Origin of the sequence: Nostoc sp. S13 (assembly GCF_029379315.1) — a bacterium.
In the GTDB taxonomy this organism is placed as follows: domain Bacteria; phylum Cyanobacteriota; class Cyanobacteriia; order Cyanobacteriales; family Nostocaceae; genus Nostoc.
The window spans coordinates 18,717-38,350 of the sequence record NZ_JAQYWQ010000033.1; the positions used below are offsets into that span (position 1 = coordinate 18,717).

The 19,634-nt window shown below is 43.2% G+C and carries 13 protein-coding genes; 2 read left to right on the top strand and 11 right to left on the bottom strand.

The window, feature by feature from the left end; genetic code table 11:
- Window positions 1-57 precede the first annotated feature (57 nt).
- The 9 genes from PUQ00_RS12960 to PUQ00_RS13000 all read right to left on the bottom strand — a co-directional run bounded on the left by PUQ00_RS12960 (window position 58) and on the right by PUQ00_RS13000 (window position 9,678).
- On the bottom strand, window positions 58-705 hold the full coding sequence (locus tag PUQ00_RS12960; RefSeq protein ID WP_300416818.1) for an LON peptidase substrate-binding domain-containing protein: 648 nt from the start codon (window positions 703-705) through the stop codon (window positions 58-60).
- A gap of 188 nt (window positions 706-893) precedes the next feature.
- Window positions 894-1,211 (bottom strand): 30S ribosomal protein S10, encoded by a 318-nt coding sequence (gene rpsJ, locus PUQ00_RS12965; RefSeq protein ID WP_008232935.1) that lies wholly within the window; start codon window positions 1,209-1,211, stop codon window positions 894-896.
- A 183-nt stretch (window positions 1,212-1,394) separates the two neighbouring features.
- The gene (gene tuf, locus PUQ00_RS12970) at window positions 1,395-2,624 is read right to left on the bottom strand and encodes an elongation factor Tu (RefSeq protein WP_300416821.1); all 1,230 of its coding nucleotides are present in this window, start codon (window positions 2,622-2,624) and stop codon (window positions 1,395-1,397) included.
- A 23-nt stretch (window positions 2,625-2,647) separates the two neighbouring features.
- Entirely contained in the window at window positions 2,648-4,726 is a 2,079-nt protein-coding gene (gene fusA / locus PUQ00_RS12975; RefSeq protein WP_300416823.1) for an elongation factor G, read from the bottom strand.
- Window positions 4,727-4,865: 139 nt separating this feature from the next.
- The gene (gene rpsG / locus PUQ00_RS12980; RefSeq protein ID WP_292831101.1) at window positions 4,866-5,336 is read right to left on the bottom strand and encodes a 30S ribosomal protein S7; all 471 of its coding nucleotides are present in this window, start codon (window positions 5,334-5,336) and stop codon (window positions 4,866-4,868) included.
- A 433-nt stretch (window positions 5,337-5,769) separates the two neighbouring features.
- Window positions 5,770-6,153, bottom strand: coding sequence for a 30S ribosomal protein S12 (gene rpsL, locus PUQ00_RS12985; protein ID WP_012410236.1), 384 nt, complete (start codon window positions 6,151-6,153; stop codon window positions 5,770-5,772).
- A gap of 108 nt (window positions 6,154-6,261) precedes the next feature.
- Window positions 6,262-6,588, bottom strand: coding sequence for an iron-sulfur cluster assembly accessory protein (locus PUQ00_RS12990; RefSeq protein WP_300416829.1), 327 nt, complete (start codon window positions 6,586-6,588; stop codon window positions 6,262-6,264).
- A 333-nt stretch (window positions 6,589-6,921) separates the two neighbouring features.
- A complete protein-coding gene (locus PUQ00_RS12995; RefSeq protein ID WP_300416832.1) occupies window positions 6,922-7,341 on the bottom strand; it encodes a cupin domain-containing protein in 420 nt (139 codons plus the stop codon).
- A 294-nt stretch (window positions 7,342-7,635) separates the two neighbouring features.
- Window positions 7,636-9,678 (bottom strand): phosphodiester glycosidase family protein, encoded by a 2,043-nt coding sequence (locus PUQ00_RS13000; RefSeq protein WP_300416834.1) that lies wholly within the window; start codon window positions 9,676-9,678, stop codon window positions 7,636-7,638.
- A 783-nt stretch (window positions 9,679-10,461) separates the two neighbouring features.
- Here PUQ00_RS13000 and gltB point away from each other — a divergent pair.
- Window positions 10,462-15,177: a glutamate synthase large subunit gene (gene gltB, locus PUQ00_RS13005; protein WP_300416836.1), complete on the top strand. Its 4,716-nt coding sequence runs from the start codon at window positions 10,462-10,464 to the stop codon at window positions 15,175-15,177.
- 794 nt (window positions 15,178-15,971) lie between these two features.
- Here gltB and PUQ00_RS13010 read toward each other — a convergent pair.
- Complete coding sequence (locus tag PUQ00_RS13010; RefSeq protein WP_300416839.1) at window positions 15,972-16,880, bottom strand: polysaccharide deacetylase family protein; 909 nt, start codon at window positions 16,878-16,880, stop codon at window positions 15,972-15,974.
- 1,564 nt (window positions 16,881-18,444) lie between these two features.
- Here PUQ00_RS13010 and lepB point away from each other — a divergent pair.
- On the top strand, window positions 18,445-19,017 hold the full coding sequence (gene lepB / locus PUQ00_RS13015; RefSeq protein ID WP_300416842.1) for a signal peptidase I: 573 nt from the start codon (window positions 18,445-18,447) through the stop codon (window positions 19,015-19,017).
- 83 nt (window positions 19,018-19,100) lie between these two features.
- Here lepB and PUQ00_RS13020 read toward each other — a convergent pair whose 3' ends face one another.
- Window positions 19,101-19,634 (bottom strand): ComEA family DNA-binding protein, encoded by a 534-nt coding sequence (locus PUQ00_RS13020; protein WP_300416845.1) that lies wholly within the window; start codon window positions 19,632-19,634, stop codon window positions 19,101-19,103.

Consider the following 19,634-nt stretch of genomic DNA (forward strand, 5'->3'; position numbering starts at 1 on the left):
GTCAATTTTTTATTTTTTGTTATTTTTCCTAACCCCTCACTCCTAACTATTAACTCCTCACTTTTCATTAAATGTATCTTTGAGAACAGCGCGAGCTGCCAAGTGATTTCGAGTAGAAGTTAAAATTTCTGCTTCCCGTTCTAGACGAGTTACAGTATCTTGCATTTCTAGTAATAATTGCTGCTCTGCGGCGACACCGTAAAGATTACTAGCTACCCAATAAGATAACTCTGTTGGTAGATCAGGTAAATCTTCTGGCAGTTCAATATTTTGTTCGGTTAATTTGGCTGACAAACGCACAACATCTCGCAGTAGTTGTTCTACTTCAGTTGATAAAGGTCGCAAATCTTTAGTTGGTGGTTGGTCTTCAATCCACTCCACTAAGCCGACGCGGTATGGCTTTTCACGAACATACTCTAGTACACGAAATCTTTGCTGCCCTAAAGTCATCATTTTGATCCGATCATCTGGCAGTCGCTGGTGATGAATGATTTCGGCACAGCAACCAGTGTTTGCAATTGTACCTTTGACTGGATCGAACATTAAAACACCGAATCTGCGATCGCTCTCCAAAATCGTGTTGATCATGATTCGGTAGCGAAATTCAAAGATGTGGAGGGGTAATGGCCTGGTAGGAAACAGAACTACTTCCGGTAACGGGAACAGAGGTAGTTCGCGAACTGCAATTTTAGAAGATGATGTCATTGTTACCTTGCTATAAACTTAATCTTAAAAAATAATTTTTCTCTGCTTTTCCCGTACTTTATCTACATTCTATCATTTGTTTCCTAGCTAAATAAAAGCCCTGAGATATATTTCTTCAGGGCTATGTAAATATTCATACTAATGTCATTGTCATTTGTCTTTGCTAATCACAAATGACCAATGACTAATTAAAGTTTGACTTCAATATCTACACCCGATGGTAGATCCAATTTCATCAGGGCATCGATAGTCTTAGAAGAGGGCTGATAAATGTCAATAATCCGGCGATGAGTACGGGTTTCAAAGTGTTCCCGTGAATCTTTATCGACGTGAGGCGATCGCAGCACACAATAGATCCGGCGTTTTGTTGGTAAAGGAATTGGGCCTATGGCTGTAGCGTTGGTGCGGTTAGCTGTGTCTACAATCTTCTCGCAAGATGTATCTAATAAGCGCCTGTCAAAGGCTTGTAAGCGAATTCTAATCTTCTGCTGCTGTAGAGTTGCCATCTTTAATTTTCCAGGTTCTGCGTAATTAGGGGAGTAGTTACAGGTTAAAGGTTACAAGTTATAGGTTACAGAAAACTATTACCTGTCCCCTGTAACCTATTACCTTATTTATAGAGGGAAGAGAAAGGAGCAGAGAGGCATAACAAATACCATCTCTGCTCCTTCGTTATGAGCAAAAAGGTGCTACTTCAGAATTTTGGAAACGACACCAGCACCGATGGTGCGACCACCTTCGCGGATAGCGAAGCGCATTCCTTGTTCAATAGCGATCGCGTTGATCAATTCTACTGTCATCTTGATGCGATCGCCTGGCATGACCATTTCGGCTTCACTACCATCATCAGAGGTAAAGGCTTTGATGGTACCGGTTACATCGGTTGTCCGCACGTAGAATTGGGGACGGTAGCCGGAGAAAAATGGAGTCTTACGACCACCTTCTTTTTCTGTTAAAACGTATACTTCACCTTCAAATTGAATGTGAGGTTTAATTGAACCTGGTTTAGCGATTACCATACCCCGTTCAATATCAGCCTTCTGAATACCCCGGAGGAGTACGCCAGCGTTGTCCCCAGCCATACCTTGGTCAAGACTCTTCTTGAACATTTCAATACCAGTTACGGTAGTGGCGCGAGTATCTCTGATACCCACTAGTTCAACGTTATCGCCGACTTTGACTATACCCCGCTCAATCCGACCGGTGGCTACGGTACCACGACCTGTGATTGAGAATACGTCTTCTACAGCCATCAGGAAGGGCTTATCAACATCCCGCTCAGGGGTGGGGATGAAAGAATCTACAGCGTCCATCAATTCGTAGATTTTGTCTACCCAAGGATTTTCACCCCGTTGGGTCTTGGGATTTTTGGCCATTACTTCCAGAGCTTGCAGACCAGATCCTTTGATAATGGGGATATCATCGCCAGGAAAATCGTAGCTGGTAAGCAATTCTCGAAGTTCTAGTTCCACTAGTTCTAGGAGTTCTGGGTCATCCATTAAGTCTTCCTTGTTCAAGAAGACAACCAGACTGGGAACACCGACCTGTTTTGCCAACAGGATATGTTCGCGGGTTTGGGGCATCGGTCCATCGGTAGCAGCTACTACGAGGATGCCACCATCCATCTGGGCAGCACCGGTGATCATGTTCTTCACATAGTCAGCGTGTCCAGGGCAGTCTACGTGAGCATAGTGCCGACTAGCAGTTTCATACTCAACGTGAGCGGTATTGATGGTAATACCCCGCGCCTTTTCTTCTGGCGCGTTATCGATTTGGTCGTAACCCTTAGCTATAGCTTGACCCATAGCTGCCAAGGTCATGGTGATGGCTGCTGTTAACGTGGTTTTACCGTGGTCAACGTGGCCAATGGTACCGATATTGATGTGGGGTTTATTCCTTTCAAACTTTGCGCGTGCCATGAATGCTCATTTCCTTATTTTAACTAAGCGTTCCCTTTGCCTTTAGCAATGATTGCCTCAGCCACGTTGCGAGGTACTTCTTCGTAGCGGCTAAACTCCATTGAGAAGATGCCCCGACCTTGGGTCTTCGACCGGATATCAGTAGCGTAGCCAAACATGGTCGCCAGTGGGACTTTGGATGTCACCTTCGCGAGTCCTTGTTCAGTGCTTTGGCTTTCAATATGCCCCCGTCGGGCAATCAGGTCGCCAATCACATTCCCGATATAGTCTTCGGGAACTTCAACCTCAACTTTCATCATAGGCTCTAAGAGGACGGGTGAAGCTTTCAGCACAGCCTCTTTCATCGCCATTGAGCCAGCGATTTTGAAAGCCATTTCCGAAGAGTCTACATCGTGATATGACCCATCAATTAGCGTCGCTTTGACGTCAATCAACGGATATCCAGCCAGAACACCAGATTCACAGCTTTCTTTCATTCCTTGTTCTGCTGGACTGATGTACTCTTTAGGTACTGTACCGCCAACAATTTTGGAGACGAATTCAAAGCCAGTACCGGGTTCTCCAGGCTCCAAATTGATCACAACATGACCGTATTGACCTTTACCACCACTTTGGCGAATGAATTTCCCCTCAACTTTGTTCACAGCTTTCCGAATTGTTTCTCGGTAAGCTACTTGCGGCGCACCTACATTCGCTTCCACCTTGAATTCTCGTAACATCCGGTCTACTAGAATTTCTAGGTGCAGTTCTCCCATCCCTGCGATCACGGTTTGGTTGGTTTCCGGATCGACGTGGACACGGAAGGTGGGGTCTTCTTCTGAGAGAGATTGCAGAGCCTTCGACAGTTTATCCATGTCGTTCTTGGTTTTGGGTTCAACCGCCACCGAGATTACAGGCTCAGGAATGAATAGGGATTCCAGAATTACTGGCGATCCTTCTTCACAGATTGTGTCACCTGTCAAGGTGTCTTTCAATCCCAGGGCTGCTCCTAAATCACCCGCTCGCAGTTCATCGACATCTTGTCGGTCATCTGCCTTCATCAGCACTAAACGGGAAATCCGTTCTTTTTTATTCTTACTAGCGTTGAGGACGTAGCTACCCTTTTTCAACACACCAGAATAAACGCGAACAAATGTCAGGCGACCATAAGGGTCAGCCATAATCTTGAATGCCAGAGCCGCTAGGGGTTCGTTGTCATCAGCCCGCCGCTCAACAGTATCGCCATTTGGCAGTAAGCCTTGAATTGGCGGCACTTCACTTGGCGCTGGCAAGTAATCGACAACGGCATCCAGCATCAATTGCACGCCTTTGTTTTTGAATGCCGAGCCACAAAGTACTGGTACGATTGTGCCAGCAACTGTGCCTTTACGTAGGGCAAGAGCGATTTCCTCTGCTGTCAGTTCTTCGCCCTCGAAGTACTTAGCCATTAGAGTGTCATCAGTTTCTGCCACTGCTTCTACTAGCTTGACGCGGTATTCATCTACCTGCGCTTGCAATTCGGCGGGGATATCCGTTTCCTGAATATCGGTTCCTTGGTCATTTGCGTAAATATACGCACGTAAATGTACTAAATCGATGATACCTTGGAATTCGGTTTCACTACCAATTGGTAATTGAATGGCGATCGCATTCGCCCGCAAGCGATCGCGCATTTGCTCGTGAACTTTATAGAAGTTCGCTCCAGTGCGATCCATTTTGTTGATGAAGGCAATCCGAGGAACTTTATAGCGGTCTGCTTGTCGCCACACTGTCTCAGACTGCGGTTGCACGCCGCCCACAGAACAAAATACTGCAATTACACCATCTAACACGCGCATGGAACGCTCAACTTCAATTGTGAAGTCTACGTGACCCGGAGTATCGATAATGTTAATTTGATGATCTTTCCAACTGGTACTGATAGCAGCAGCAGTAATGGTAATTCCCCGCTCCCGCTCCTGCTCCATCCAGTCTGTGACGGCAGTTCCTTCATGAACTTCGCCAATTTTATGAATTATTCCAGAGTAAAACAATATTCTCTCTGTTGTTGTTGTTTTGCCCGCATCTATATGCGCCGCAATACCGATGTTGCGTACTTTCTCTAGCGGGATCGTGCGTGCCACAATTACCTCCTATAGTTTTTGCCTCATGATATCTTGTATATTACTCTTTGTTAAGATTCTATACTTTTACGGAAAACCGCCTTTTTTTTGTAAATCATCCGATATACCGCTTCGGGAGGGCGATATATCGCTTTTCTACTTAGTAACGATAGTGTGCAAATGCTTTGTTAGCTTCCGCCATGCGGTGCGTTTCTTCCCGTTTGCGAATGGCATTTCCAGTTTCATTGGCAGCATCCATTAACTCATTTGCCAATTTGCTTGCCATTGTGCGGCCTGGTCTAGATCGGGAATATTGCACTAACCAACGCAGTGCTAGGGTAGTACCCCGTTCTGTACGTACTTCCATTGGTACTTGGTAGGTTGCTCCGCCAACTCGCCGAGCTTTTACTTCTACTAAAGGCGTGGCATTTCGCACCGCTCTTTCAAAGGTTTCTAAGGCAGCGCTACCAGTGCGTTCCTCAATAGTTTTCAATGCATCATAAACAATCCGTGCGGCAAGCGATTTCTTGCCATGACGCATGATCCGCCTGATAATCATGCTCACAAGGCGACTGTTATATACTGAGTCAGACGGAACTGGGCGCCTTTGAATAACACCACGACGAGACATACTTCACCTTTAATTCGGAATTGGCAACGAAATTATATGCTATCAGACACCGGAAACTAAAAGTGGTAGAACCCAACTCTCAGACTTCCTCAATTTTTTTCGACCGTTGCAGCGAGCCTGACTTCTCGATAACTCGCTAACGCTCCGCTATCGCAAATCTAAAATTGTTTGACTTGCTACCTGCAACTAAATACTCAAGGCGACAAGATTATAAACTTTAATGTCCAGATGAGAATTTTGCTGTAGCTTACAACCTTCTCCTCTGAACTTCTACACTTGCTCACTTAGTGTAGGTATAGCTTGCTTGATTTTTTGAAACAGGCTTTAGGAGCCTTGATAACTGCTGTGACAACACAGGCAGCGAGCGTTTTTTCTCTTTGGGCGCTTTTAAGGCAGACGATTAATCGTGTTGGATGCGATTAATCGCCTAATCCTATTTTTTCGCTTCTTTAGGCCGCTTAGTTCCATACTTGGAGCGGCCTTGCTTGCGGTCTTTGACTCCGGCTGTATCTAAGGTGCCACGGATAATGTGGTATCTCACGCCTGGTAGATCCTTAACCCGACCGCCACGAATCATCACAACTGAGTGTTCTTGTAAGTTGTGACCAATGCCTGGAATGTAAGCTGTGACTTCAAATCCAGAGGTAAGTCTTACTCTTGCTACTTTGCGTAGAGCTGAGTTAGGCTTTTTTGGTGTGGTCGTATATACTCTGGTACAAACTCCCCGACGTTGGGGACATTGTTTCAGAGCCGGGGACTTGGTTTTCTGACGCGCTTGTTCGCGCTCATTACGTATTAGCTGCTGTATTGTTGGCATGAGTTACAGCGCGTAAAGCTGCTTATGGTCTAAGTTTTAACAAATCCTGATTATATCGTTTTTTACTGTTTTATGTCAATTATTATTTGTCATTTGTTTGATAAATGACTAATGACTCAAGGAGAAGGAATTGCCACAGCCACAGGTAGCGATCGCCTGGGGGTTGTGAAAGCGAAAACCACCACCCATTAAGTCTTCTGAATAATCGACCCTCAAACCGTTGAGGTAATTTAAACTTGCTTTATCTATGACTACTTGAATATCATCCAAGTTGAAAACCTGGTCGCCAATTTTTATTGCTTTATCGAAGGACATATCATAAAAGAACCCGGAACAACCACCTGGTTTTACTGCCAATCTAAATAAGACATTTGGTTGCTGCTTGGACTTTATTCGCCCAATCTCATTCGCGGCTGCTTGACTCAGATGAATCATGGAACTCGTTTTTTACAATTAAATACCCCATCTTCATTTTACAGATGGGTTGACCAGAAATAAAAAGGTACAAGCCCCTAAATTTATTTATGGGGTTCTTACTTTTAACTTTTGACTTTTGACTTTTGACTTCCCCGAAGGGGCTGACCCTCCCTATCTCCCTGTGCCAAATCACCAAACTCATGAGCGCGATCACTACTACTACATTTATAGCACTAATATGCTTCAGTCCCCACCTTAACTAGGTAGGGACTTCTGGGTGCAGTGTTTACCAAAGAGGGTTTGCACAAAAATGTATGTATTCAGTTTTTGGATTTAAGTCTTTAGATAGTTTTAATCTTTGGTACGAGCATAGTCATCTTGGTAGCGAATAATGTCATCTTCGCCCAAGTATTCACCATTTTGCACTTCAATCAACACCAAGGGGATCACGCCAGGATTCTCTAAACGATGAGATGTACATTGGGGTACATAGGTTGATTCATTATTGCTCAGTAGTACTTCTTGCTCACCACAAGTTACCCTAGCTGTACCAGAGACAACAATCCAATGTTCACTGCGGTGATGGTGCATTTGTAGACTGAGGCGGTGTCCGGGCTTAACTTCGATGCGCTTAATTTTGTATCCGCGCCCTTCTTCCAAAACTGTAAAAGCACCCCAAGGACGTAACTCAGTTGCAGCAACGCCTCTGGAAGTGATACCTGGAGGTAGATGTAGAGTCTCAGTCTGTGTAGTTTCTTGATATCGAGCCATAGTTACCTCATTTGGAGACATAACAAACCGTTGGTACTCTTAACTATTGATCAAAAATCTGGCGCTATCTTGCAAGATTAAAAATCAGCAATTTTGTCGCACCTTGATAAACATAGCAAAATTCAGACGTTACGGTGTAAATCATCACTACTAAAACTATGATCTCTACATCAAGTCTTCATCAAGCAAAATGGCAGCTTGTTCTAAACTTTAAAAAAGGATTGGGCATTGGGCATTGGGGATTGGGCATTGGGCATTGGGCATTAGTGATTAAGCGGCTTCCCTATTCCTTGATTATCGTGGTTGCAGGAAAATACCAATTCCGTTATGAACACGAGCGGCGGTATTAGGCGATCGATTGAGTAATTGCCCTCCTAAATAAAGGCTGGTAGAACTACCACCGTCCAAATTTAGGGCATCCACACAGCCCATTTGTTGCATCAATTGGGCATGTTCCGCTAAGGTAGGGCCATAACCGCCAGCACGATTATGTATGGCAGTAATCATCAGTGTGCCTGTTGCCGTTATGCAAATACCGCTCCGAATAGCCTTTTCGGCAATAAAGGCATCACTAAATTTTTCGCCTTTGGCATCAAGGACAATTTGACGATTTTGGACTAATAGCGGCCCAGCTCCAATAATGTCGGGATAACGATTAAAATCAGCTGGAACAGTGGTGCTGGAAATACTTACTCCGCTTCCAACAAGTAATTGTGAGGCAGCACTAGTAGCATTGGCGCGTAAGGTTAGTAAGTAGCCATCCTGGGGAATCAAAACCGCCGTCCCACCAACTTTGCCCCCTGGTAACTGATTAGTAATTTGGTCTTTCTGTACCACGAGAATGATTTCGTTGTCTGTCAGGGGCGTGTAAGTTGATCCCCAAGCTGGGGTATAACGAGCAATGCCACTCTGGACGTAACCACTGTTGAGGAACAGAATTGGTAGGCGCTGGTTATTCGCTGTGATTAAAGTTTCTTCTAAGGTGAGACGACCGAAGTAAAATTGGCCAGAATCATTCCAAGCGATCGCACCCCGGTTAAGAATCGGCCCTGATAACCACTGACTATTGCGACGAATCGCACCCAATGGCAATCTGTTATTGCGGTTAAAATAACCACCGTTAATTCCAGCTACTGCTAAGTAACGTTGTGCTGTTTGAATTAAGGGAGCAGTACCCGCAAGCCCATCAAGACTTGCCCATATAGGTTTCAACGTTAGCCCAAATTTTCGGGGATTAACTTCTAACCAAACCACTGGAAAGCGTTCTGTGCCTAAGTTGACATAATGCTGTCGCCAGCGCAATCCTGGTGCCCAAGTAATATCCCGCTCTTCTAGAGGATCAGGTCGAATATCGATAATCAGGCGATTGGGGTTAGGGACAGTACTAACTTGAGGCGATAAACCAAAGGGAACGCTCAGACTAATAATCGTTTGGTTTTTCACCACCTCCACTTGTTGAATCAGTGGTTCTGGGGCTGGTGCTGCTGGTATTGGTTGTGTTGGTATCGCTGGTGATAATTGTTTGAGCAGGTTTGGCAGCAATGTTGGTGGTGTTGCTGGTGTTGGTGGTGGCTGGGGGGTATAGCGTTCTATCAAAATAGGATCGGCTATTCCATCCAGGGTAATTGTCCACTCTCGATTTGGCGGTACAGTGGATTTTGCGGTTGGTGTGTCTGGATCAGAGGATGGAGTTTGGGGTTTTGCGATCGCTAACCCTTGTGTAACTTGCCAGGGAGTTGGACGATCTAAATCGACAAGAATCCGAACCTGTTGTAAAGGAGTAACACTCGCGTCTGAAGATTGCTGGCTCTGAATAATATTTGTCACTTGCGCCTTTGGGGTAGCAATCACCAAGGTGTTACCATTGGTTTGGATTTGCCATCCAGATGTTTGAGCAAAATTAGTAATATCCAGATAGCGATATGCTCCTAGTAGCTTGGTAGCTAAAATCAGTGGCGTTGTCACCGACGAAAACCACTGTATTGGTTGCCTAGCTGAACTGCTACTGTTTAAGAAATTTACTCCTATTAATTGCCTGAATGCCCCGTCACTGAGATGAGTTGTCACCTGACCAGCTTTCCCAGGCCCCTGCAACCAAGTTCCTGGTAAGGTACGTCCATTGAGGGAAATTTGATTACCAGAAGAGGATGCCACACTTGTTAAAGGAGATGCAGCTGACTGTGAGGTTAACCGGGGTATTGATTTGATGGTTTTCGGAGACTCCTGGGCATTGGTAGCACAGGTAGTAGTTAACCACAGTGCTGTCAAAAGTATTGGTGACACAGAAGAGAGGAAAAACCTGCGTTCGCCAATCAGGAATTGGCAACAATTCGGCATTTTTACCATAATTTGCTAGGTACTTTTGAAAACTATCACCCAAGCTATAAACTAACTAATTATTTAGAAATCTAAAAAAAACATGACTTTATTTTTGAAAAAAAATGGTAGTATATATATTGGCTTCTTATCTTTTTTAGACATAAATAACCATTTAGGTGCTAAGTCCACTGCAACCAAGTGTTTTAACTGGCACTAATTCCAATCACACTATACACGGTAGCCTTGGTTATCAAAACTGGATTAAGATATTCAATCCTGACTGAAGCAGCAACAATAGCAACTTTCAGTCAGGTCTAGTTAATAGTAAATGTGTGGCAACTGGTAAGCAGCCAAAGTTTAGACAACAACAAAAATATTTGGGAATTGTCAAATGGGTATATATTGTAATACGCTGATTTTAATGCTGGATCAGGATGACTTTGGCTTTAAAACATAGTAAAACTTCAGTTTTAATTTTGTTTCAGGTGAGCCGAAATAGGCTCTAGGAGTAGCTAGCGTGCATCTGGAAAGAGGGGATTGAGAAAATATTTAGCTTCACAATATAAAAAAGAAACTGTCACGGCAAAAATGATGTCTTGGCGGCGGTAACTTGTCTAACACCGCATAAATACATAAAAAGTACGCAACTATTTTAACAAGGGTGAACTAATAAAGTAGAACCGAAGTTAAAATTTTTTTTCCCTAAATTTTGGTGCTTATATATTTCTCCATCGCTGAATTGAAAAATTTTTTCCGATAAGTAGTGGCAAAATTGGTAACTTAATACTTCAGGAACAGGGTATGAATAATAAACCGATGAATCAAGACCAGAAAATCACAGCAAAGATCAACTCAACAGATACTTATCAGGGGCAAAAGTGGTTAGTAGAGGAACGAGATGCCTGTGGTGTCGGTTTTATTGCTCATCGCCAGAATCATACCAGCCATGAAATTGTCGAAAAAGCCTTAGCTGCTTTAACCTGTTTAGAACACCGGGGAGGTTGTAGCGCTGATCAAGACTCTGGTGATGGTGCTGGAGTATTGACAGCTATCCCTTGGGAGTTGTTCCAACAAGACTTTGCCCAAAGAGGGAAGGAATTTTCATCCACCAATAATATAGCTGTGGGGATGATCTTTTTACCACAAGACCAAGAAGCAGCACAAAAAGCCAGGACGACAGTTGAGCAAGTCGCTGCCGAAGAAAAATTTATTGTACTGGGTTGGCGAGTAGTGCCAGTGCAACCTTATTTACTGGGGGTACAAGCAAAAGAAAATCAACCCCAAATTGAACAAGTTTTGTTAGCTTCTGTTGACAAAAGTGGCGATGAATTAGAACGGCAGTTATATATTACTCGCCGCCGAATTAGTAAAGTTGCAACCAACATCTCAGAAGAATTTTATATCTGCTCTTTGTCAAATCGCACAATTGTCTACAAAGGCATGGTGCGTTCCGCCGTCTTGGGCAACTTTTATGACGATTTAAAAAATCCAGCTTACAAAAGCGCCTTTGCTGTCTATCACCGCCGCTTTAGTACCAACACGATGCCAAAATGGCCCCTAGCTCAACCGATGCGGCTTTTGGGTCACAACGGCGAAATCAATACCTTGTTGGGTAACATCAACTGGATGATGGCACGAGAAGCTAGTCTGAATCATTCTGTATGGGGCGATCGCATCCAGGAACTCAAGCCATTAGTTCATATTGATAACAGCGACTCAGCTACCCTAGACAACGTACTAGAATTGTTGGTGTCTTCTGGACGCAGCCCCTTGGAAGCTTTAATGATTATGGTTCCAGAGGCTTACCAAAATCAGCCTTCTTTACGTGACTCTCCAGAAATTATTGATTTCTATGAATATTACAGTGGTCTGCAAGAAGCGTGGGACGGGCCGGCACTTTTAGTATTCAGCGATGGCAAAAAAGTTGGTGCAACGCTAGATCGTAATGGCTTAAGACCAGCTCGCTATGTGATTACCAAAGATGACTACATTGTTGTAGCTTCTGAAGCAGGTGTAGTGGACTTTCCAGAAGCCAATATTGTCGAGAAAGGTAGACTCGGCCCAGGGCAAATGATTGCTGTGGATTTAGTAAACCATGAAGTGCTGAAGAATTGGGAGATTAAGCAGCGCATCGCCAAACAGCACCCTTATGGTGAATGGCTGCAACAGTACCGTCAAGAACTCAAACAAATTATCAGTAGTCAGTCCTCAGATGTTAATGGAAATGGACATCTGGTTGCTGAAAATGGTAACGGGCATAGTACACCTGACAAAGTTGACAAGCAAACCTTGCTTCAGTTTCAAACTGCCTTTGGCTACACCACAGAAGATGTAGAAATGGTGATTCATCCAATGGCGATCACCGGTTCAGAGCCGACTTTCTGCATGGGTGATGATATTCCTTTACCAGTGCTGTCACAAAAGCCCCACCTGCTTTATGACTATTTCAAACAGCGCTTTGCTCAAGTGACAAATCCAGCGATCGATCCCCTGCGGGAAAAGCTAGTCATGTCTCTGAAAGTGGAACTGGGTGAGCGGGGTAACTTATTGGAACCCAAGCCAGAATATGCGCGGAGATTGAAACTCGAATCGCCACTATTGACAGAGCCAGAGTTGGAGGCAATTAAGCTGTCAGGATTTGCCACAGCCGAGTTGTCAACCCTATTTGCGATCGCCTCTGGCCCTGAAGGATTGAAAGCCGCAGTCCAATCTTTACAAGCACAAGCAGCTGAATCAGTCCGGGCAGGTGCAAAGATTTTAATATTAAGCGATGTCTACGACGGGCGACGCCAACGGGTCAATGACGGTATCAGTACAGAATCTACCTACATTCCTCCCCTATTAGCAGTAGGTGCCGTACATCATCACCTGATTCGTGAAGGGTTGCGAATGAAAACATCCCTGATTATCAATACTGCCCAATGCTGGAGTACTCATCACTTTGCTTGTCTCATTGGCTACGGTGCTGGTGCAGTTTGCCCGTATATGGCTTTGGACACGGTGCGTAATTGGTGGTCTGATGCCAAAACCCAAAAGTTAATGGCTGTGGAGAAAATTCCAGCCCTTACCCTAGAGCAAGCTTTAGGAAACTACCGCAAAGCAGTAGAGTCAGGTTTGCTAAAAATTCTCTCCAAGATGGGAATTTCTCTGCTCTCCAGTTATCAAGCAGCCCAAATCTTTGAAGCTATTGGCATCGGTGGAGATTTAATTGAACTCGGATTTCGTGGTACGACTTCCCGCATCGGTGGTTTGAGCGTCAGCGAACTTGCTGATGAAGTGCTTTCTTTTCATAGCAAGGCTTTCCCAGAACTGACGACCAATAAGTTAGAAAACCTGGGTTTTGTGCAGTATCGTCCTGGCGGCGAGTACCACATGAATAGCCCCGAAATGGTCAAGGCGCTGCATAAGGCTCTAGATGGTAAAAACTACGACCACTACGAAGTTTACAAAAAGCACCTCCAAGGCAGACCAGTAACAGCCTTGCGTGATTTGCTGGACTTCCAAGGCGATGGCATCCCAGTTCCGATAGAAGAAGTTGAGTCGGTATCTGAGATTGTCAAACGCTTTTGCACTGGTGGCATGTCTTTAGGCGCTTTGTCAAGAGAAGCCCATGAAACTTTAGCGATCGCCATGAACCGTATTGGCGGTAAATCAAATTCTGGAGAAGGCGGCGAAGACCCAGTGCGCTATGTAGTCCTAGATGATGTGGACGAATCTGGTCACTCGCCAACCCTACCTCATTTAAAAGGATTGCGGAATGGTGATAAAGCCTATAGTGCCATTAAGCAAGTTGCATCGGGACGCTTTGGGGTCACGCCAGAGTACCTAGTCAACGCCAAACAAATTGAAATCAAAATTGCCCAAGGTGCCAAGCCTGGAGAAGGTGGACAACTGCCAGGGCCGAAGGTGAGCCAATACATTGCGATGCTAAGGCGCTCGAAGCCGGGTGTCACACTGATTTCGCCGCCACCGCACCACGATATCTATTCCATTGAAGACCTAGCACAACTGATTTTTGATCTGCACCAAATTAACCCCAAAGCAAAGGTATCGGTGAAGCTAGTTGCAGAAGTTGGCATTGGCACGATCGCTGCTGGTGTGGCTAAGGCAAACGCTGATATCATCCAGATTTCTGGTCATGATGGTGGTACAGGTGCATCACCACTAAGTTCGATTAAACACGCTGGCTCCCCGTGGGAACTGGGTTTAAGTGAAGTGCATCGCGTCTTGATGGAAAATAGTCTGCGCGATCGCGTGATTTTGCGCGTAGATGGCGGACTCAAGAGTGGCTGGGATGTGGTAATAGGTGCATTGATGGGCGGTGAAGAATTCGGTTTCGGCTCCATCGCCATGATTGCTGAAGGCTGTATCATGGCGCGAGTTTGCCACATGAACACCTGCCCTGTAGGTGTTACTACTCAGAAAGAAGAACTCCGCAAGCGGTTTACAGGAATACCGGAACAGGTTGTCAACTTCTTCTACTTCATCGCCGAAGAAGTGCGTAGTTTGTTAGCACGGCTTGGCTACCGTTCTTTGTCAGAAATCATTGGACGTGCAGATTTGTTGAAACTGCGCCCAGAAGCAAAACTCACCAAAACGCGATCGCTGAATCTGAACTGTTTACTTCAGTTACCAGATACCAGAGAAAATCGTAGCTGGTTGGTGCATGAAGAAGTCCACAGCAACGGCGTGGTTTTGGATGACAAGTTGCTTGCCGATCCCGACATTCAAGCTGCCATTCGCAACCAATCGACTGTCACCAAGACTTACCCTATTGTCAATACTGACAGAACAGTAGGTACAAGATTAGCGGGAGCGATCGCTTCTCAATACGGTGACAGTCGCTTTGAAGGACAAATTAATCTCAACTTCACAGGTAGTGTTGGGCAAAGCTTTGGTGCATTCAACCTTCCTGGCATAATTTTGAGCCTAGAAGGAGAAGCAAACGACTACGTAGGTAAAGGGATGCATGGTGGTGAAATCATCATCAAACCTCCAGCTGATGCTAGCTATAACGCAGCCCAAAACGTGATAGTTGGTAATACGTGCCTTTATGGTGCTACTGGGGGCATCTTATTTGCCAACGGTTTAGCAGGAGAACGCTTTGCTGTGAGAAATTCCAAAGGCATAGCAGTGATTGAAGGTGCTGGAGATCACTGCTGCGAATATATGACTGGTGGTGTAATTGTCGTCCTCGGCAAGGTAGGACGTAACGTAGCTGCTGGAATGACTGGTGGACTGGCATACTTCTTGGATGAAGATGACTCATTTCGTGAGTTAGTCAACCCGGAAATTGTCAAAATACAGCGGGTGATTACAGAAGTTGGCGCAAAGCAGCTGCAAGAGTTAATCAAAACTCATGCGGAACGCACCGGTTCACCAAAGGCAAAGAAAATTCTGCAAAACTGGCAAGAATTTTTGCCGAAATTCTGGCAATTAGTTCCGCCTTCTGAAGCTGATAGTCCAGAAGCTGATCCTGAAAAAACAACTGAGTTCAGTTTAGTAACTAGTCATTAGACATAATCAGATGAGGTACATCATAGTCCCCTGCTCGCTTGCGGGGAGGCAGGGTGGTTTCATCCGAAGAAAGAAAAATCTCGGATTCTTATTTTTCCGTTTAATGCCTAAGCTAAAAATCTTTTAATTTGCATCCTCAAAAAAATGAATCTCTTGTGGGGTGGGCATCTTGCCCACCCTAGTTGTGCAAATTAAATGCGCGACATGCTTACTACAAAATTGCAAATTAAATGCGCAACAGCTTACTACAAAATAGTCAAATGAAAACGAAAGTTTAAGGCTTAGATTTTTTTTGTGTCGAGAATGAAACAACCCTGCTCCTCGCTTGCTCTTAGAGGGTTGGGAGTGGGGTTTTTCTACCTCATTCAACCGATAACCGCTATATTGACCTATTGTTGTGCTTGATAATTTTAATTAAAAACACTCCTGTAATAGCTCCCCTGAGCATCCCAAATAATAATCTAAAAACGAATAGTTCTACAACAAAAATGATAGAAAAAGGTTCAATTATAGTTCATAAATTTATGAATGCCAGCGAAAGAAATACCTTTCTCATCATAAATATAGCTATACTTGCACCTATTGCACCGAATATGCTCGATATACTTAAAAAGAAGAATCCAGGGAAATTTTGATGATGATAAATAATTGCTTTAAGTATTTCATTTAAGTTATAGCTAAACAATTTAATCATAAATCGCTCGGCTATGACAGTTAGTAAATCCTAACTCCAAAAAATATAATTTTATTTTTTAGCCAATTACTATTGACCAATTACCCATAATTAATAATTATTATTTTTTGGGAGCGAGCAACTTTTGATCTGTATCTTCTATTTCTAAAAGTTCTGGAATAGTAACAAAGCGATAGCCTTGCTTTCTAAAATTGCTAATAATTTCTGGTAAAGCTTGTATAGTTCTAGAACGGTTCCCACCACCATCATGCATAAGCACAATCCCACCAGGTTTTGAATCTTTAATCACGTTATTTATCAACTTTGGTACAGCAGGCAACTTGTAGTCTGTGGAATCAGCCGACCACATCACCACAGTATATTTTTGTCCTTTAGCATAAGCAGCTAATCCATTATGCAGGATGCCCCCAGGGGGTCGGAACAGATTTGTTTTAGCACCTGTAACTTGATAAATTAGGTCTTCTGTGCGATCAATTTCAAAAGCTGCTGCTTGTGGATTAAAAAAGTGGTACCAGTGATGCCAAGTATGATTGCCAATGACGTGACCTTGAGCGACAATCTGCTTTCCTAACTCTGGATAATTTTTGAGGTTCTGCCCGACGACAAAAAACGTCCCTTTGATATTATTTGATTTCAGAATATCTAGCACTTGCTCTGTAGTCTGAGGCCAAGGACCATCATCAAACGTGAGAGCGATCACTTTCTCACCTTGAGTCAGTTTTGCAGAATTAATTATTGCCCCTTGAAAACGTGATGCTACAGCGTAGGATAGTCCTTTTGCTTGTGCTTCTTGCTGCCAACTTGTAAGCATCGCTGCCTTTAATTTCTCAATGCGCTGCTGAGTTCCTACGTTTGCAGCTACAACCTTGACATTTATACTTTGTCTATTCTGAGCCTCTGAAGCATTTGGTCTTAGAAGCATCATGAAAGCAAGGCTAAAAACACCACATAAGGCAAGCAACGCAATTAATATTCCTTCTGGCCACAGAAATGACTTATTGTTTTCCACCTCATAGCTCCTTCAAAGATCGAACCATCAACCACGCTTATGCCGGTACGTTATAGCACATTTTTTTAGATATTTAGATACAGTTGCTTTCTGGGAATCCCGAAAATTGGAATTGAGACTAACAGAAATTCACAATCGAGAAGACAGACTATACGGCTTTAACTGAAATCTAGATGCACTAGATTTGGACGAACCCTTATACAATACTTGGTACTGTATAATGTCAACCCACTCAGAAAAGGCAAGGTCTACACTTCCATATTCTTGCCGCTAGCTGTAAGAAGAAGCACAATCAGATAATTAACCACACCCCAAAATCCTCTTAATAGCAGTTCCGAATTAGTTACTGTCTTTGACTTGACCGCTAAGGCAGCATTATCCTTTCAAGTTTTATAGCTTTGCAAATAAGATGAGCTAAACTGTCGCGCCTACAATTTACACTTTTCACGGGTAGAAGTTTTTATAGGAAGACTTTCTGACAGGAAAGTTGTGTAATTAACAGCTAAGTGAATTATTTAATTAACATACAAAACTACTTACAAGGGGCGGAGTATTTTTCAAACAAGAGTCTAATAAACTATTAGTTCTATTCTTGATAAGATATATCTTACCGCCTGCTGCCATTGCTTCCTTTTTAAGAAAAAGTTAAATTTTTAACTGACAGAATGTTGCCTTATACTTTCTTTGAAATAGAGAGACGAAAATTGATTCAATATAGTTTCTCATTGCCAACGGGCACTTATTCGTTAATCTAGATACTTTTGACTCATTCAGCAAAAATAATTTTGTCAGCAGTTTAACTCTATTTTTGATGCTGATACTTTAGCCGTCAATGTTTTTCTCGATAGTTAAGGAGATTGATATATTATTATTAATAGTACAATTTAATATGCACTGTCACCGTATAATTACGGAAGTTAATCGCATTTATCTAGGCAACTTTTTAAAATTGTAATAGTATAGCATATATCTATTGAAGCATTAAATCTACATTTAAATGAAGTATTTTTGATTAATTACACTTGATTAAGCTAATTTGAGGTATTTAAAATTATCTTGAAGTTGAGATGAATTTTCTGTAATATCACTTAATAATATATACCAAAATATATTTTCTTCCAACTGAGCCTCCAACAAGACTGCCTTCTGCCTTTTTTCGGTAAAGTGAAGCAGACATTGTCAGACATTCGGTAAACTGTTTTGCCACTCAACGACCAATTTTCTGCTTAAAGGAAAACTGACTAGCTGTATCGCCTACCACTCGCTAAGTGTTTTTTTAGCAGGAAGAAGCAAAACTGTAAATCATCTCATAACTTGCCTTATAATTGCAGCAATTAGAATTAAATTTTTTTTAGTTATCTAGTAATCTTAATCATCAGCTTATATTGCCTTAGACAGGTCATAGTTTATTTACAGTATTTTTGCTTATCTTTGCTAGATGCAATAACTGTATTATTTAATATCTGTATGGATTCGTGCAGAACCAAGCTTGCCTATCAGTATACCTTTTGAGTCAAAATAATCAAGGTATTTGTCCCACTTCTCAAACTGGCTAGAAACTTTTATGATTCCTCACGAAAGTGATGCAAAAGAAGAGCGTGCGTCGTTAAAAGTATGGCGTAGTTGGCAAGAAAATCTGATTTTAATTGCGATCGCACTGTGTTTGGCATTCGTGATCCGGACTTTTATCGCCGAACCCCGCTATATACCTTCTGACTCGATGTTGCCCACCTTACATACAGGCGATCGCTTGGTAGTTGAAAAAATCTCTTACCATTTTCATCCTCCTATAACTGGGGATATTATTGTTTTTCAGCCACCTGCAGAACTACAACGTCGAGGATATCCCAAAGACCAAGCCTTCATCAAGCGAGTTATTGGCAAGTCTGGTGAGGTAATTAGTGTTGCTTCTGGCAAAGTCTACCTCAATGGTCAACCCTTGGTAGAAGACTACATTGCTGAACCCCCAAATCAGCCATATCGACCAGTGAAAGTTCCAGAAGACGAATTTTTTGTCATGGGGGATAACCGTAACGATAGTAATGACTCTCGCTATTGGGGCTTTTTACCCAGAAAAAATATCATCGGTCGGGCAACATTTCGCTTTTGGCCTCTCGACCGCATTGGGTTTATTTAAATAGTTAGGAGTTAGGAGTACAGACGCGATTAATCGCGTCTGTACAGGAGTTAGCAGTTATTTTAAAACTTCTAACTTTTAACTTAAAACCTTAAATAATACATTATCTGGGCGATCGCATCACCAGATAACTCTAACCGTCGCTGGAAATCAGCTAGGTTACGATAAGGCCCGGCTGATTGCCGATTTTGCACTACTGCTTGCGCTAGAGATAAATCTATAAATGGAATTTGTGCTAATTTTTCAACGGTTGCAGTGTTCGGGTTGACTAAATGGGTAGGATTTTCTAAAGATTCGTGGTCGTAGTAAATAAAATTCAGCAGAGGCTTTAATGGCTCCAGACGCGGCGCTGGCATACCCAAAGCCGCAGCGATATCTTCAATACAGTAAAATTTAACACCCGAACGTGAAAGTTCTACAAGCGATCGCGCTTGGTGAATTGACAAACCTGGTAGGCGTAACCAATCATCTACAGTCGCTTGATTAGCATCAATGCGAATACCTAATTTTGCCGCTATCTGAATTTCTTCCCCAGATTGTAGGCGATAGTAGGGATCGTTGAGGAGCTTGGCACGGAGTTTTTGCAGCCTGGGGTTCAAAGGTAGCCAGTTATTCAT

What these genes read in the sequence shown, in the direction of transcription:
- PUQ00_RS12960 (WP_300416818.1), bottom strand. Translation starts at nt 705, where the DNA reads ATGACATCATCTTCTAAAATTGCAGTTCGCGAACTACCTCTGTTCCCG.
- rpsJ (WP_008232935.1), bottom strand. Translation starts at nt 1,211, where the DNA reads ATGGCAACTCTACAGCAGCAGAAGATTAGAATTCGCTTACAAGCCTTT.
- tuf (WP_300416821.1), bottom strand. Translation starts at nt 2,624, where the DNA reads ATGGCACGCGCAAAGTTTGAAAGGAATAAACCCCACATCAATATCGGT.
- rpsG (WP_292831101.1), bottom strand. Translation starts at nt 5,336, where the DNA reads ATGTCTCGTCGTGGTGTTATTCAAAGGCGCCCAGTTCCGTCTGACTCA.
- rpsL (WP_012410236.1), bottom strand. Translation starts at nt 6,153, where the DNA reads ATGCCAACAATACAGCAGCTAATACGTAATGAGCGCGAACAAGCGCGT.
- PUQ00_RS12990 (WP_300416829.1), bottom strand. Translation starts at nt 6,588, where the DNA reads ATGATTCATCTGAGTCAAGCAGCCGCGAATGAGATTGGGCGAATAAAG.
- PUQ00_RS12995 (WP_300416832.1), bottom strand. Translation starts at nt 7,341, where the DNA reads ATGGCTCGATATCAAGAAACTACACAGACTGAGACTCTACATCTACCT.
- PUQ00_RS13000 (WP_300416834.1), bottom strand. Translation starts at nt 9,678, where the DNA reads ATGCCGAATTGTTGCCAATTCCTGATTGGCGAACGCAGGTTTTTCCTC.
- gltB (WP_300416836.1), top strand. Translation starts at nt 10,462, where the DNA reads ATGAATAATAAACCGATGAATCAAGACCAGAAAATCACAGCAAAGATC.
- lepB (WP_300416842.1), top strand. Translation starts at nt 18,445, where the DNA reads ATGATTCCTCACGAAAGTGATGCAAAAGAAGAGCGTGCGTCGTTAAAA.
- PUQ00_RS13020 (WP_300416845.1), bottom strand. Translation starts at nt 19,634, where the DNA reads ATGAATAACTGGCTACCTTTGAACCCCAGGCTGCAAAAACTCCGTGCC.